The sequence below is a fragment of the Roseomonas rosulenta genome (genome assembly GCF_016106005.1).
Lineage (GTDB): Bacteria > Pseudomonadota > Alphaproteobacteria > Acetobacterales > Acetobacteraceae > Neoroseomonas > Neoroseomonas rosulenta.
On sequence record NZ_JACADR010000127.1, the window covers coordinates 1 to 12,535 of the forward strand.

The following is a 12,535-nucleotide window of genomic DNA, read 5'->3' on the forward strand; positions in this document are numbered from 1 at the left end:
AGCGCCCCGCCGGCCGGAGCCGGGCGAGCAGGTGATCGCCCCGCCCCAGCGGCCGCTGCCCGGCGCGGGGCTGCCGCCCAGCCTGGCCGACGCCCCGGCGCGTCTGCAGTTGCTCGACGGCGGAGTCCTGCGGCGCTGGCCGGTGCGCAACCAGGATGTGCACCCGATGGGCTGCATCGGCTTCGCCACCGCCGCTGCGGTCGAGCGCCTCCGCATGCCGCCTGGCGGCGCGCCGCCCGAGCTGTCCTCGGTCTTCATCTACAAGCGCGTCTTCGCACTGTTTCCGCAGGGCAACCGGCAGATCCAGCGCCCCCCCGGCGCGGTGGACGGGCCGACCAAGTTCGGCGAGGCCTGCGCCGTCCTCGCCACGGACGGCGTCTGCCCGCGGCCCGCCTGGCCGGACGACGCGCCGGTGAACCGGCTGCCGGATGCCGCCGCGCTGCAGGCTGCGAAGCAATCGCCGCCGGTCGCGTTCGACCACTGGGACCTGCCACCGAACGGCAAGCGTCCTCCCGGCGCAGCGCGCGCCATCCACACGCTGCTCGACTCCGGCAGGGCGGTCGGCGTGGCACTGCCGGAATTCAAGGACCGGCTGAGCCAGGACAACATGACCAACTGGCGGCTGCCGTCCAACTACGCCATCGGCAAGGTGGGAGAGCAGCAACTGGGCTGGGAGCGGACCAACGCCGGCCACGCCGTCTGCATCCTGGGCTTCCGGCCCGATGCCGGCGCCCCGGGCGGCGGCTGGTTCATCTTCCGCAACAGCTGGGGCCTGGTCTACGCCAAGGACGCGCCGGACGCCGACGACCCCGCCGGCGTGCCTGCCCCCGGCTACGGGGCGATGTCAGCCGGCCATGCTGACGCCCATGTGTGGGAGATGTTCAGCCCGAAGAGCCCCTAGGTCCGGCCGAGGGCGCCGAAGCACGGGCCGGCGCCCCCGGGAGCGGCGCCGGCCGAGCGGCGATCATGGCACGGCGCGTCGCCGCGCGGGACCTCCGTGGTGTCGCGGCAGCCGCCCGCACCTGGGCCGGCTTATGTCCTGCGCACCGCTGCCCTAGGCTGCTGCTGGGGGGGCCACCGGCGCATGACCATCCGCAACGTGCTCTACATCATGTGCGACCAGCTGCGCTGGGACCATCTCGGCTGCGCTGGGCATCCCTTCCTGCGCACGCCCAACATCGACGCGCTGGCGGCGCGGGGCGTGCGGTTCAGCCAGGCCTATGTGCAGTCGGGTATCTGCGGGCCGTCGCGCATGAGCGCCTATACCGGGCGCTATGTGTCGAGCCACGGCGCCACCCACAACCGGGTGCCGCTCTCGGTCGGCGAGGTCACGCTGGGCTGGCACCTGCGCGAGAGCGGGCGGAGGCTGGCGCTGGCCGGCAAGACCCACATGCTGCCCGATGCGCGCGGCATGAAGCGCCTGCTGCTCGACGGCCAGGACGAACTCGCGGTGCTGCTGCGCGAGGGCTGGTTCACGCTGGTCGACCGCCACGACGGCCATCATGCCGAGACCGACAGCGCCTATGCCGACTGGCTGCGCGCGCAGGGCTATGACAGCAAGGACCCCTGGACCGACTACGTGATCGCCGTGACCGACGCGGCCGGTGCCACGCAGAACGGCTGGAAGATGCGCAACGCCCGCCACCCCGCCCGCGTGCGCGAGGAGCACAGCGAGACCGCCTACACCACCGACAAGGCGATCGGCTTCATCGAGGCGCAGGGCGATGCCCCCTGGGTGCTGCACCTGTCCTATGTGAAGCCGCACTGGCCCTACATCGCGCCCGCGCCCTACCACGCGATGTATGCAGCCGATCAGTGCCTTCCCGTCGCGCGCGACCCCGCCGAGCGCGGGCCCGCCGCCCACCCGATCCTGCGCGAATTCCAGGAGGAGGAGGTGGCGCAGGCCTTCCAGCAGGACGCCTGCATCGCGACGGTGCGCCCGGCATACCAGGGGCTGATCGCGCAGCTCGACCATCACCTCGGGCGGGTCTGGGCCACGCTGGAAAGGCTCGGGCGGTGGGACGACACGCTGGTGGTCTTCACCTCCGACCATGGCGACTATCTCGGCGACCACTGGCTCGGCGAGAAGGAGCTGTTCCACGACTGCATCCAGCGCGTGCCGATGATCGTCGTCGATCCGTCGCGCGAGGCCGATGCCGCGCGCGGCCGCGTGGATGATCGCTTCGTCGAGGCGATCGACGTGGTGCCGACCATCCTCGCGGCGCTCGGCCTCGATCCGGCGGAGCACCTCATCGAGGGGCGATCACTGCTGCCACTCACGCGTGGCGCCGCACCCGGGTGGCGCGAGGCGGTGTTCAGCGAGCTGGACTGGACCTTCCGCGGCGCCCGCCGGCGGCTCGGCCTGCCGACCGGACAGCATCACGCCTGGATGGTGCGCACGGATCGCTGGAAATACATGCACTGGACGGATGGCTTCCGCCCCATGCTGTTCGACCTGGCGGCGGACCCGCAGGAATTCCACGACCTCGGCGCCGACCCGGCGCTGGAGGGCGTGCGCGAGGCGCTGCGGGAGCGGCTGCTGGCCTGGTTCACCGGCCTCAAGCGCCGCACGACCCTGACCTGGGCCGAGGCGGAGTTGCGCACCGACCGCCACAAGGCGGCGGGGGTCTTCTACGGGGAATGGTAGCGGGCGGGGGCGCTGCGCCGGCCCGCACGAGCGGCGGTCGTGCCAAGCGCGGCGCCGACCGCGCAGTCATACCGAGGCGCCCGCCCAGCCCACGCCGCATCCGGCGCGGGCATCGCGACGCCGTCAGCGCGCGATGAAGTCGTCCGGGCCTTCGGTGGTCTCGTCCGGCAGGTCGGCCGCCAGGTCCTGCACCACCGCGGCCACCCAGTCCTCGGCCGTGGTGCCGAGGGCGGCCGCGCGGCGCGCGATCTCCGCGGCCAATTCGTCCGGCAGTTCCACTCTCACTTCGGTCATCCAGGCTGCTCCTGCGGCGCGACTCGACGAAGCATAGACTGCAATGGGTTTACGGCGCCTTTGCGGCCTCGGCATGGGTGGTGCGTGCTGAGCGTGTGATCCCGCGCAGCGCGCCCCGGCACCGGGTCAGCCCGCGCCGATCGAGTGATAGTCGCGGCTGAACCAGATCAGCCCGCGCGAGGCCGCGCCCTGGCGCACCGCCTCCACCTCGCAGAACAGGACGGAATGCGTGCCGCGCTCCACCACCTCGACGATGCGGCAGTCGAAGGCGACGGTCGCGCCGTCGAGCGTCGGCGCGCCGGTCTCGAGGATGCCCCAGGTCGCGTGCGAGAAGCGCTCGGCCATGTCGGCCTCGGCGCTGCGCCCGGCGAAGCGGCCCGAGAGGTCCTCCTGGCCTGGTGCCAGGGTGTTCACGCAGAGCACGCCATTGTCCTTGAACAGCCGGTTCTGCGGGCTGCCGCGGTTGAGGCAGACGAGCAGCGTCGGTGGGTCGTCGGTCACCGAGCACACCGCGCTCACGGTCAGCCCACCCAGGCCTGCGGGGCCGTCCGTGGTCACGATGTTCACCGCGGCGCCGAGGCGGGCCATGGCGTCGCGGAAATCCTGTCGGGTCACTGTCATGCGGAAGGTCCTGGAAGGGGCGCCATCCTGCCGGTGGCGGCGCGGCGCGAAAAGGGCGTGGCGGTCAGGAAGTGCGTGGGCAGGGGACGAAGCGGATCGCCTCGATCCGCGCCTCCACCTGGCTGGCGGTGTCGTCGGAATCGACCGAGATCGCGATCTTCTCGACCGGCGGCACCTGGCCGCCGAAGGTTTCCCGCCAGAGTGCCGGCAGGTTCACCCGTTCCTCCTTCCACACGCCCCGCGGCGCATCGGCGGCGCGCAGCACGAAGACACGGCCGAGGCCGGCCATGTAGGGGCTCTCGAAGCCGCGGGCCTCCTGCCCCGTGCCGCCCCAGACGAAGACCAGCGCGGCGCGCGGCAACGGCCGGCCGCCCGCATTGGCCTGGGCCACGGCGTGCTGGGTGCGCTGCCAGGCGCTGGCGCGGTCCGGCCAGCCGGCGAAGCCGATGGTGACGGATATCGCCCGGTCGTCGCCGCCGCGCCGGTCGAGCCGCGTGGGCGGCACCCCATGGTCGACCCGCCAGCGCCAGGACAGGCATTCCGCCGGCCGCCTTTCGTAGCGCCAGACGAAGCCGCCCTGCCCGCGGGAGGAGATGGTGACCGCGTCATCGCCGGTGGGCGTGAGCCGGGCGCGCGGGATGCCCGACCAGCCGCCCTCGTGCCAGTGGGAGCCGGGCGCGCCCTGCGGCGCCGGCGCGGCGGCGCAGAGCATTCCGGCAGCGAGGGCGGCAACGGGGCGGCGCATCCCCCTAATCTGTCGCGCCGCCGCCCGGCGGCAAGGGCCGCCGTATGGTCAAAAACCGCTTAAGACTGCCGGCACCGGCCCGCTCCCCTGACCGGCCACCCTGTCGCTGATGGCACGGTAGCGGCCTGGTGCCGGACTGCGGAATGCGCCGGACGGCGCGGTCTCAAACGCCAATTCAGCGCTTCACCACGCCGCCGCCGCCGCCGAAATTGCCGGGCCCGAGGTTGCCCCCGCCCAGCGCCCCGCCACCGAGATTGCCGCCGCCACCGCCGCCACCGACGACGCCGCGGTTGCGATAGGCGGCGGTCACGGCCTCGACCAGCGGGCCGCTGTCGTTGGACTGATCAGTGACCCAGGCGAAGACCACCGCGATGCCGCTGCCGGAGATGCAGCGCACCGTCAGCGCCTCCTCCCCGCGCCAGCCAAAGACAGTCTGGCGGTCCTGCGAGATGCTAGCGCTGAAGCCCAGCCCCTGGACCGCGCGGGAGCCGATCGCGAGGCATTCCTCCTGGTTGTTCGAGGGCAGCTGCGCCCAGGCGGTCGAGACCGAGGAGGCCATGGCGGGCGCGGCGGCAAGCGCCAGCGCGAAGGCCGCCATGCGGATCGTGGTGTGGATCATGAAACCTCCTGCCGGGTCAGGATCGACCGATGGTGGGATGCTAGCGCAAGACCATGGCAGGTCGAGCGTCCAGCGAGCCATGCAGTGGTTCACCCGCGCGGCGCATCGGCCCGCTGCGCCGCGCGCGCCAGGCGATACAGCACGTGCCGGCGCAGCGGATGCCCCGGCGGCAGGCGCGGATGGTCGAATTCGCCATCCGCGCGCATGCCGAGCCGCTCCATCAGCCGCCAGGACGTGACGTTGCCCGGAACGGTGAAGGAGACCAGTTCGGGCAGGTCCAACGTGCCGAAGGCGAGGTCGAGCGCGGCGCGCGCGGCTTCCTCGGCATAGCCGCGGCGGCGGAAGCCCGGTGCGATGCGCCAGCCGATCTCCACCGCGGGGGTGAAGCGCGCCTCCCAGGGGATGGTCATCAGCCCGACGACGCCCACGAAGGGCGCGCCGCCGCGTTCCTCAACCACCCAGAAGCCCCAGCCATGCGCCTCCATGTGGGTCTGCATGCGTTCCGCCCAGGCATCGCTCTCGGCGCGCGTCATCACGCAGGGGAAGTGGCGCATGCTCTCGGGGTCGCCGTTGATGGCAAAGAGCGGCTCGAGGTCGTCCGGGCGCCAGGGGCGCAGGAGCAGGCGGGGACTGTGCAGCATCCACGGCGTCATGGGCCGGCAAGGATAGCGCAGCCCGCCGCGCGACGTGGCGTGAGCCGGATCACAGCCCTGACGGGCACGCGCGCCGCGCCGGACTGCGGCGAGGCCCCTACCCCGCCCGCCCCGCCGGGCGTAGGGTCGCGCGCGGAGGACCCGCCCATGCTGCTGCCATCCGCCGACGCCCTCGCCGCGCGTATCCCCGACGGCGCGCTGGTGGCGATCCCGCCCGACAATTCCCTGCCGTCGGTCGCCATCGCCAAGGCGCTGATCCGGCGCGGGGCGCGCGGGCTCAGGCTGCTGGGCGTGCCGGTGAGCGGCTTCGCCACCGACATCCTGATCGGCGGGGGCTGCGTGGCGGAAGTCGAGACCAGCGCCGTCTCGCTTGGCGAGGCAGGCTTCGCACCGCGCTTCTCCGCCGCGCTGAAGGAAGGGCGCATCACGGTGCGCGACGCCACCTGCCCGGCCATCCACACCATGCTGCAGGCGGCCGAGAAGGGCGTGCCCTTCATGCCGCTGCGCGGGCTGATCGGATCGGACATCCTGGCCAATCGGCCGGACTGGAAGGTGGTCCCCAACCCCTTCGCGGAGGAGGGCGCCGACCCCATCGTGCTGCTCCCGGCGAAGCAGCCGGACTTCGCGATCTTCCATGCCGCCTTGGCCGATGCGCAGGGCAATGTCTGGCTCGGCCGACGGCGGGAATGCGCGACCATCGCCCATGCCTCCAGGGCCGCGCTGGTGACGGTGGAACGCGTGGTGGAGGGCAGTTTCCTTGAGGATGAGCGCCTGGCCGCCGGCGCGATCAGCGCGACCTACATCGACGCGGTGGCGGTCGCGCAGCGCGGCGCGCATCCGGTGGCACTTCTCGACGAATACGGCTTCGACGCCGACTACGTGGCCGACTACGCCCGCGCGGCGAGGACCGCGGACGGCTTCCGCGCTTGGCTCGACCGCGAGGTGCTCGCCGCCGGGCAGAAGGCGGCCGCGGAATGATCGCGCCGGAGGAACGCATCGTCGCGGCACTCGCGCGGCTCATCCTCGACCCCGCCGCGCCGCCCGCGCGCCACATCGCGGTCGGCGCGGCCTCGCCCATGCCGGCGGCTGCCTGCTGGCTGGTGAAGCTGATGGGCCACGACGTGCGGCTGTCCCTGCTGCACAGGCGCTCCGGCAATCCCTTCACCGAGGGCACGCGCGAATTGTTCGACCTGACCGGCCAGGGGCGGATCGACCTGTTCTTCCTGGGCGGCGGGCAGATCGACGGCCAGGCCAACCTGAACCTGGTCGGCACCGGGGACTGGCCGGGGATGGGCGTGCGCTTCCCGGGGTCATTCGGGTCCGCCTTCATGTACTTCATGACCCCGCGCACCATCCTGTTCCGCGAGGAGCATTCGCCGCGCGTGCTGGTTGATCGCGTGGACAACATCTCCGCCCCCGGGGTCTCGGCGCCGGGCATCTTCCGCCGCGGCACGGCGCAGGCGCTGGTCACCGGCAAATGCGTCTTCCGCTTTCACCCTGACCGGGCGCGCTTCTCGCTGGCCAGCCTGCATCCGGGCGAGACGGTCGAGAGCGTGCGCGCGGCGACCGGCTTCGCCTTCGATGCCGAGGGCGAGATCCCCGCCACGCCGGACCCGACCGAGGCGGAACTCGCCCTGCTGCGCGGGCGCGTCTGCGACGAGATGGTCGAGACCTACCCGGAATTCTGCGCCCGCGTCTGGGGGCGCCGCGCCGCGGCGGCATGAACGACCCGGGGCTCGATGCGCTGGTGACCTGGCTGGTGCTGCCCGCCAGCCTTGTGGTGGCCGGGCTGTGCCTCACGCTGTGGCGGGCGCGCCGCGACTGGGTGGTGGTGCAGGGCGTGGTGCGCACGCCCCCGGACCCGCGCGATGCCGGCGCCCTTACCGAGGTCGCGGTGGCTGCGCAGGACGGGTCCGAGCGGCGGCTGCGGGTTCATGTGCCGGCTGCGCGCGGGCGCATCGCGGCGGGCCAGACGGTCACGCTCAGCCACCCGCCCGGCCGGCCGGAGGCGATCCAGCCCGGCACGCCGGCGCCCCTGCTGGCCGGGGGCATCGCGGGCGCGCTGATGGCGATGCTCTGCATCTCGATCCTGATCGGCGCCTGACGCCCGGCGCCAGGGCCACGAGGCCAAGCGCAGGCCTGCGCGGAACAATCGCTCCCGGGGCGGGCGCGAGGTTCGACAAACCCGCCCCGCTCGCGCATCTTCCGCCCCGCGATCTGAGGGAACCCGGGACATGGACGACACCGCTGCACTCGGCGCCACGACGGCGCTCTCGCCTGGCGCGCTGGCCGGGCTGCGCGTGGTGGACCTCACGCGCGTACTGGGCGGACCCTATTGCACCATGGTGCTGTCCGACCACGGCGCGGAAGTCATCAAGCTCGAACCCCCGCAGGGCGACGAGGTGCGCGACTGGGGCCCGCCCTTCAACGCGGATGGCGATGCGTCCTATTTCGTCGGCGTGAACCGCAACAAGCGCTCGGTCGGCCTCGACCTGTCCAAGCCGGCGGGCAAGGAGGTGCTGCTGCGCCTGCTGGAAGGCGCCGATGTGCTGGTCGAGAACTTCAAGCCCGGCAGCATGGAGAGGTGGGGCCTGGGCTACGAGGCGGTGCTGTCGAAGAAATTCCCCCGCCTGATCCATTGCCGCGTCTCGGGCTTCGGGGCCGAGGGGCCGCTCGGCGGGTTCCCCGGCTACGACGCCGTGCTGCAGGCGATGGTGGGCCTCATGTCCATCAACGGAACGGAGGATTCTGGCCCGACGCGCCTGGGCAACCCGATCGTGGACATCGCCACGGGGCTGTTCAGCACCATCGCCATCCTGATGGCGCTGCACGAGCGCGAGCGCTCCGGCCGCGGCCAGTATTGCGACATGACGCTGCATGATTGCGGCATGGCGCTGCTGCACCCCCATGCCGCCAATTTCTTCCTGAGCGGCAAGCGGCCGAAGGCGACGGGCAACCCGCACCCCAACCTGGCACCCTATTCCAAATTCACCACGCGCACCTGCGAGATCTTCGTCGCCGCCGGCAACGACCCGGCGTTCCGCAAGTTCTGCGAGTTCCTCGGCATCCCGGAGGTCGCGAAGGAGGAACGCTTCGCCACCAACGGCGCGCGCGTGGTCAACAAGGCCGCGCTGACCGAGGTGCTGAATGCCCGCTTCGCCAACGAGGACGGGCATGAGCTCACGCGGCGCATGCTGGCCGCGGGGCTTCCGGCGGGCCCCGTGCTGCATGTCGATGAAGCCATGGGGGCCGAGCACACCGCCTTCCGCAACATGGTCGCGCAGATCGGCGAGTTCCGCGCGCTGAACACCCCGATCAAGCTGAGCCGCACGCCGGGCGGCGCACGCACGGCCCCGCCGCGCTTCAACCAGCACGGTCGGGAGGTGCTGGCGGCGCGGGGCTTCACCGAGGCGGAGATCGCCGCGCTGGAGAACGAGGGCGTGATCGTGGGCGCGCGGCGGAAGTAGCGCCGCGCCCCACGCAGGTCGCTACGGCGTCCGCCGCGACAGGCTCACCGCATAAGCCGCCGCGCGCGCCTGCAGGACCGGGTCGTCGCTCATCTCGATGCCCGGCGCCTGGTCGAGGATCATGAAGCTGATCGGGTCGCAGGGCCCGCCCGGCCCGGCTTCCACGGACGTGACCGTGAGCCGCCCGACCACCGTGCGGGGGCGATCATCCGGCCAGGCCACGGTCGGGTTCAGCAGATCGTCGCCCTGCCCCGGGAATTGCAGCACCATGTCGAATTCGACCGGCCCCGTGGCGACCCGCCGCCGCAGCTCATCGGCCAGGAAGTTCGGTCCCATCGACTGCATCTGCTCGGCGGTCAGCCGCTCGACGCCGGCGCGGGGTTCGAACACCCAGCGCGCCGGGCGCTGCTGCCCGTCCTGGCCGCGGAACAGGAAGGTGTTCACGCCCCAATAGGGCGTGGTGGCGAAGCTCGCCGGCGGGTTGTTCGCCGCAAGGTAGCGCCCCTGGTTGCCCACCGACGGGTTGGCCGCGACATAGGCCGCATAGGCCGCCGCGCGCTCGGGGTTCGGCCGCCCCGTGGCCGGGTCGTTGGCGCGCGAGAGCAGCCCGTCGACCAGCGCCTGGGGCGTATTCGCGCCGAAGACCGGCGCCGAGATGTTCGCCATCTCGAACAGGTCGCCCGAGGGCGATTCGAAGCGGATCGAGAGCCCGCGCGTGCCCCGCGCGCTGTCGGAGGCGTTCGGGTTCGCCCCGGCCACGCCGAAGCGGATCAGCGCGGTGTTGCGCTGCCCGGAGAAGACCGGCGCCACGGACAGGCGCGTCCCTTCGGGCGTCGCGGTGAAATGCCCGGCGGCGCAGACGCCCTTCGGGTGGCTCGGGCGATGCGTGCGGATCGGGCCGAGCGCGGCCTCGAAGGCATCGACGATCGCGTCGGGGCTGGGCTGGGCCGCAGCGGGCATGGCCGCACCGAGCATCCCCGCCAGGGCGGCGGCGGCGAGGTGAAGCGGGTTGGGGCGGGTCTGCGGCATGGTATCTCCTCGGGGCCTGGCGCGAGGCCGGAATGATGCGCGACAGGGGTGCCGTCTCGCCAGCACAACATTCGGCGCGGCGGGCGAGACGGTTACGGCGATGGTGCCACGAAGCGCGCGACCAGTGCCTCCTGCGCGGGGGTCTCGACCGCACGCGGGTCGTAGGTGGCGCGCAGCCAGGCGATCGGCTCCGCCACGCCGGTCATGGCGCCAAGGCAGGCCAGCGCCAGGCCGGTGCGACCGAGCCCGGCGCGGCAGCCGACGTGATAGGCCGCATCGGGTGCGGCGCGCATCTCGGCCAGCATGGCAGCCAGCACCGCGCGCAGCGCCGCCTCCTCCGGCACGCCGAAATCCGGGATGTCGAGGCGCCAGGCAGCCTGCGCCACGCGCGCCGAGCCTGGCTCGAGGCACAGGCCTCGCGCCCCCTCGGGCAGTGAATCGAATGGGCCGCCGGTGACGCGCACCGCCCGACCATCGAGCACCAGCGTGACGGCACCACGAACGGCACCGGCGCCGCCCTCGCGTGGCGGACCGTCACCGGGACAGGGACGCACTCAGTTGGTCCCCGAGCGCGGCGCCTCGCTGACGATCACCGGCTCGATCATGCTCTCCGCCTCTCGCTTGAGCCGCAGGTAGGAACGCACCGAGAAGGGCACCATGCCAAGGTAGATCAGCCCCGCGATGGCCAGCGCCGCCCAGGGCTCGGCCAGCAGCAGCGCGAGGAACAGCCCGCTGCCGAGCAGCAGCGGCAGGACGTATTCGCGCGGGATCTTGAAGTTCTTGAACGACCAGGTCGGGATGGTGCTGACCAGCAGCCCCGCCACCGTCACCATCACGATGCCGACGAAGGCCGGGTGGCGCACGGCGGCGGCCATGCCATCCCATCCCATCTGGTGCAGCCACAGCCCGAGGAACAGCGGAAAGAGCACGCAGCCCGCCCCCGCCGGCGCCGGCACCCCGGTGAAGAAGTTGTAGGCATAGGCCGGCTTCACGCCCGGCCCGACATCGAGCGTCGCGTTGAACCGCGCAAGCCGCAGCGACATGCACACCGCGAACAGCAGGCAGGGCGCGAAGCCCAGCGCGCGGAAGTCCTGCATGGTCCAGAAATACAGGATGAAGGCCGGTGCCACGCCGAAGCACAGGAAGTCCGACAGGCTGTCGAACTCCGCGCCGAAGCGGGACGTCGCCTTCAGCAGCCGCGCGAGGCGCCCGTCCAGCCCGTCGATCACGCCCGCCACCACGATCAGCACCGCGGCCTGGTCGAAGCGCCCCTCGAAGGCGAAGCGGATGGAGACCAACCCGCAGCACAGGCCGAGCATCGTGAGGATGTTCGGAATGAGGCGGTTGAAGGAAAGCCCCTCGAAGCGCGGCCGGGTGCGCGGGCGGAAGCGGCGGCGCAGCAGGCGTACGCGGGCCGGATCGGTCATGGCGCGCCTGCGGCGCGGCGGCGCCGATTCAGACCTCCGGTGCTCGCCGGCATCGCCGGCTGCGCCCTCCGGTCATCGGGGCCGGTCACCGCGCGCCCAGTTCGGCGATCACCGTCTCGCCGCCGATCATGGTCTGGCCCTCGCTCACCATCGGCTGCACGCCCTCGGGGAGATACACATCCGTGCGGCTGCCGAAGCGGATGATACCGAAGCGCTCGCCCGCCTGCACGACATCCCCGACCTTGGCATCCGACAGGATGCGACGCGCCACCAGCCCCGCGATCTGCACCACCGCGAGGTCGCGCCCGTCGGGCAGCGCGAGCGCGATGGCGTTGCGCTCATTCTCCTCGCTCGCCTTGTCGAGGTTGGCGCTGAGGAACTTCCCGTGCCTATAGGCGACGCGCGTGACGGTCCCGTCCACCGGCATGCGGTTCACATGCACGTCCAACACCGAGAGGAAGATCGCCACCCGCCAGCGCGGCGCGGGGCCGAGGCCGAGTTCCTCCGGCGGCACCGCCGGCACGATGCTGACCACCTTGCCATCCGCCGGCGCGATCACGAGGCCGGGGCGCCCCGGGGGCACGCGTTCCGGATCGCGGAAGAAGTAGAGGCAGAAGGCGAGGAACGCCGTCCCGAGCCAGAACAGCCAGTTGCCGAGCAGCAGCAGGCCGAGCAGCGCCGCCACCCCCCCGCCGATGAGGAAGGGCCGCGCGGCCGGATGCGGCGGCGCAAGCACGAGGCGAAGACTTTGTCCGAGGGCCATGCGGTGGCGGTTATGGTGTGTTCACCACTCCCGGACAACCCTGCAGGCATGGAGACGATCCCGCTCGGCCGATTTGCCGTCACACCCGATGGCGCCCTCGCCCCGCGCGAGCCCCATCCGGCACCCTGCCTGCACTTCGCCTGGCGCGGCCGCGCCTGCCGGGCCGAGCTCGGCGCCGAAGGGGTGCGCCTCGCGGCGGATGCCGCGCGCATCCCCTCCACCGCCGACCCCGGCGCAGACCGCAGGCGCGCCTTCGCGGCGCTGGCCGAC

General features: G+C 72.4%; 16 protein-coding genes. 7 read left to right on the top strand and 9 right to left on the bottom strand.

Annotated elements, in window-relative coordinates:
• Positions 1 to 901: C1 family peptidase (locus HW578_RS15340; protein WP_232478994.1), on the top strand; the 901-nt coding region annotated here is incomplete at its 5' end.
• 183 nt (positions 902 to 1,084) lie between these two features.
• The gene (locus tag HW578_RS15345) at positions 1,085 to 2,647 is read left to right on the top strand and encodes a sulfatase-like hydrolase/transferase (RefSeq protein ID WP_198371424.1); all 1,563 of its coding nucleotides are present in this window, start codon (positions 1,085 to 1,087) and stop codon (positions 2,645 to 2,647) included.
• Positions 2,648 to 2,770: 123 nt separating this feature from the next.
• On the opposite strand, the gene HW578_RS15350 is transcribed toward HW578_RS15345, so the two are convergent.
• From HW578_RS15350 to HW578_RS15370, 5 genes are all read right to left on the bottom strand, one after another.
• Positions 2,771 to 2,941: a hypothetical protein gene (locus HW578_RS15350; RefSeq protein ID WP_198371425.1), complete on the bottom strand. Its 171-nt coding sequence runs from the start codon at positions 2,939 to 2,941 to the stop codon at positions 2,771 to 2,773.
• Positions 2,942 to 3,067: 126 nt separating this feature from the next.
• A complete protein-coding gene (locus HW578_RS15355; protein WP_198371426.1) occupies positions 3,068 to 3,562 on the bottom strand; it encodes a flavin reductase in 495 nt (164 codons plus the stop codon).
• A 64-nt stretch (positions 3,563 to 3,626) separates the two neighbouring features.
• Positions 3,627 to 4,307 carry a DUF3047 domain-containing protein gene (locus HW578_RS15360; RefSeq protein WP_198371427.1) on the bottom strand — a complete coding sequence of 227 codons (681 nt, stop codon included), beginning with the start codon at positions 4,305 to 4,307 and terminating at the stop codon, positions 3,627 to 3,629.
• Positions 4,308 to 4,482: 175 nt separating this feature from the next.
• Positions 4,483 to 4,926 carry a hypothetical protein gene (locus HW578_RS15365; protein ID WP_198371428.1) on the bottom strand — a complete coding sequence of 148 codons (444 nt, stop codon included), beginning with the start codon at positions 4,924 to 4,926 and terminating at the stop codon, positions 4,483 to 4,485.
• Between the two features lie 89 nt (positions 4,927 to 5,015).
• Positions 5,016 to 5,567, bottom strand: a complete 552-nt coding sequence (locus HW578_RS15370; RefSeq protein WP_232478995.1) for a GNAT family N-acetyltransferase — start codon at positions 5,565 to 5,567, stop codon at positions 5,016 to 5,018.
• A gap of 159 nt (positions 5,568 to 5,726) precedes the next feature.
• Between HW578_RS15370 and HW578_RS15375 the strand changes: the two genes are divergently transcribed.
• The 4 genes from HW578_RS15375 to HW578_RS15390 all read left to right on the top strand — a co-directional run bounded on the left by HW578_RS15375 (position 5,727) and on the right by HW578_RS15390 (position 9,046).
• Entirely contained in the window at positions 5,727 to 6,557 is an 831-nt protein-coding gene (locus tag HW578_RS15375) for a CoA transferase subunit A (RefSeq protein WP_198371430.1), read from the top strand.
• A complete protein-coding gene (locus HW578_RS15380) occupies positions 6,554 to 7,303 on the top strand; it encodes a CoA-transferase (RefSeq protein ID WP_198371431.1) in 750 nt (249 codons plus the stop codon). The genes HW578_RS15375 and HW578_RS15380 overlap by 4 nt, the downstream gene beginning before the upstream one ends.
• Entirely contained in the window at positions 7,300 to 7,683 is a 384-nt protein-coding gene (locus tag HW578_RS15385) for a DUF3592 domain-containing protein (protein WP_198371432.1), read from the top strand. Before HW578_RS15380 ends, HW578_RS15385 begins: the two co-directional genes overlap by 4 nt.
• A gap of 130 nt (positions 7,684 to 7,813) precedes the next feature.
• Positions 7,814 to 9,046, top strand: coding sequence for a CaiB/BaiF CoA transferase family protein (locus HW578_RS15390; RefSeq protein WP_198371433.1), 1,233 nt, complete (start codon positions 7,814 to 7,816; stop codon positions 9,044 to 9,046).
• A gap of 21 nt (positions 9,047 to 9,067) precedes the next feature.
• Here the strand turns inward: HW578_RS15390 and HW578_RS15395 are convergent, their stop codons facing one another.
• From HW578_RS15395 to HW578_RS15410, 4 genes are all read right to left on the bottom strand, one after another.
• A complete protein-coding gene (locus HW578_RS15395; protein WP_198371434.1) occupies positions 9,068 to 10,075 on the bottom strand; it encodes a catalase family peroxidase in 1,008 nt (335 codons plus the stop codon).
• Between the two features lie 92 nt (positions 10,076 to 10,167).
• Positions 10,168 to 10,629 (bottom strand): protein-tyrosine phosphatase family protein, encoded by a 462-nt coding sequence (locus HW578_RS15400; RefSeq protein ID WP_198371435.1) that lies wholly within the window; start codon positions 10,627 to 10,629, stop codon positions 10,168 to 10,170.
• Entirely contained in the window at positions 10,630 to 11,502 is an 873-nt protein-coding gene (gene pssA, locus HW578_RS15405) for a CDP-diacylglycerol--serine O-phosphatidyltransferase (RefSeq protein ID WP_198371436.1), read from the bottom strand.
• 85 nt (positions 11,503 to 11,587) lie between these two features.
• A complete protein-coding gene (locus HW578_RS15410) occupies positions 11,588 to 12,265 on the bottom strand; it encodes a phosphatidylserine decarboxylase (protein WP_198371437.1) in 678 nt (225 codons plus the stop codon).
• 48 nt (positions 12,266 to 12,313) lie between these two features.
• On the opposite strand from HW578_RS15410, the gene HW578_RS15415 reads away from it, so the two are divergent.
• A partial coding sequence (locus HW578_RS15415; RefSeq protein ID WP_198371438.1) for a hypothetical protein occupies positions 12,314 to 12,535 on the top strand: 222 nt, incomplete at its 3' end.

Excerpts from the sequence above, each read along its gene's own strand:
- HW578_RS15370 (WP_232478995.1), bottom strand. The coding sequence starts at position 5,567 with ATGCTGCACAGTCCCCGCCTGCTCCTGCGCCCCTGGCGCCCGGACGAC.
- HW578_RS15410 (WP_198371437.1), bottom strand. The coding sequence starts at position 12,265 with ATGGCCCTCGGACAAAGTCTTCGCCTCGTGCTTGCGCCGCCGCATCCG.
- HW578_RS15385 (WP_198371432.1), top strand. The coding sequence starts at position 7,300 with ATGAACGACCCGGGGCTCGATGCGCTGGTGACCTGGCTGGTGCTGCCC.
- HW578_RS15395 (WP_198371434.1), bottom strand. The coding sequence starts at position 10,075 with ATGCCGCAGACCCGCCCCAACCCGCTTCACCTCGCCGCCGCCGCCCTG.
- HW578_RS15350 (WP_198371425.1), bottom strand. The coding sequence starts at position 2,941 with ATGACCGAAGTGAGAGTGGAACTGCCGGACGAATTGGCCGCGGAGATC.
- HW578_RS15375 (WP_198371430.1), top strand. The coding sequence starts at position 5,727 with ATGCTGCTGCCATCCGCCGACGCCCTCGCCGCGCGTATCCCCGACGGC.
- pssA (WP_198371436.1), bottom strand. The coding sequence starts at position 11,502 with ATGACCGATCCGGCCCGCGTACGCCTGCTGCGCCGCCGCTTCCGCCCG.
- HW578_RS15365 (WP_198371428.1), bottom strand. The coding sequence starts at position 4,926 with ATGATCCACACCACGATCCGCATGGCGGCCTTCGCGCTGGCGCTTGCC.
- HW578_RS15390 (WP_198371433.1), top strand. The coding sequence starts at position 7,814 with ATGGACGACACCGCTGCACTCGGCGCCACGACGGCGCTCTCGCCTGGC.
- HW578_RS15380 (WP_198371431.1), top strand. The coding sequence starts at position 6,554 with ATGATCGCGCCGGAGGAACGCATCGTCGCGGCACTCGCGCGGCTCATC.
- HW578_RS15360 (WP_198371427.1), bottom strand. The coding sequence starts at position 4,307 with ATGCGCCGCCCCGTTGCCGCCCTCGCTGCCGGAATGCTCTGCGCCGCC.
- HW578_RS15345 (WP_198371424.1), top strand. The coding sequence starts at position 1,085 with ATGACCATCCGCAACGTGCTCTACATCATGTGCGACCAGCTGCGCTGG.
- HW578_RS15355 (WP_198371426.1), bottom strand. The coding sequence starts at position 3,562 with ATGACAGTGACCCGACAGGATTTCCGCGACGCCATGGCCCGCCTCGGC.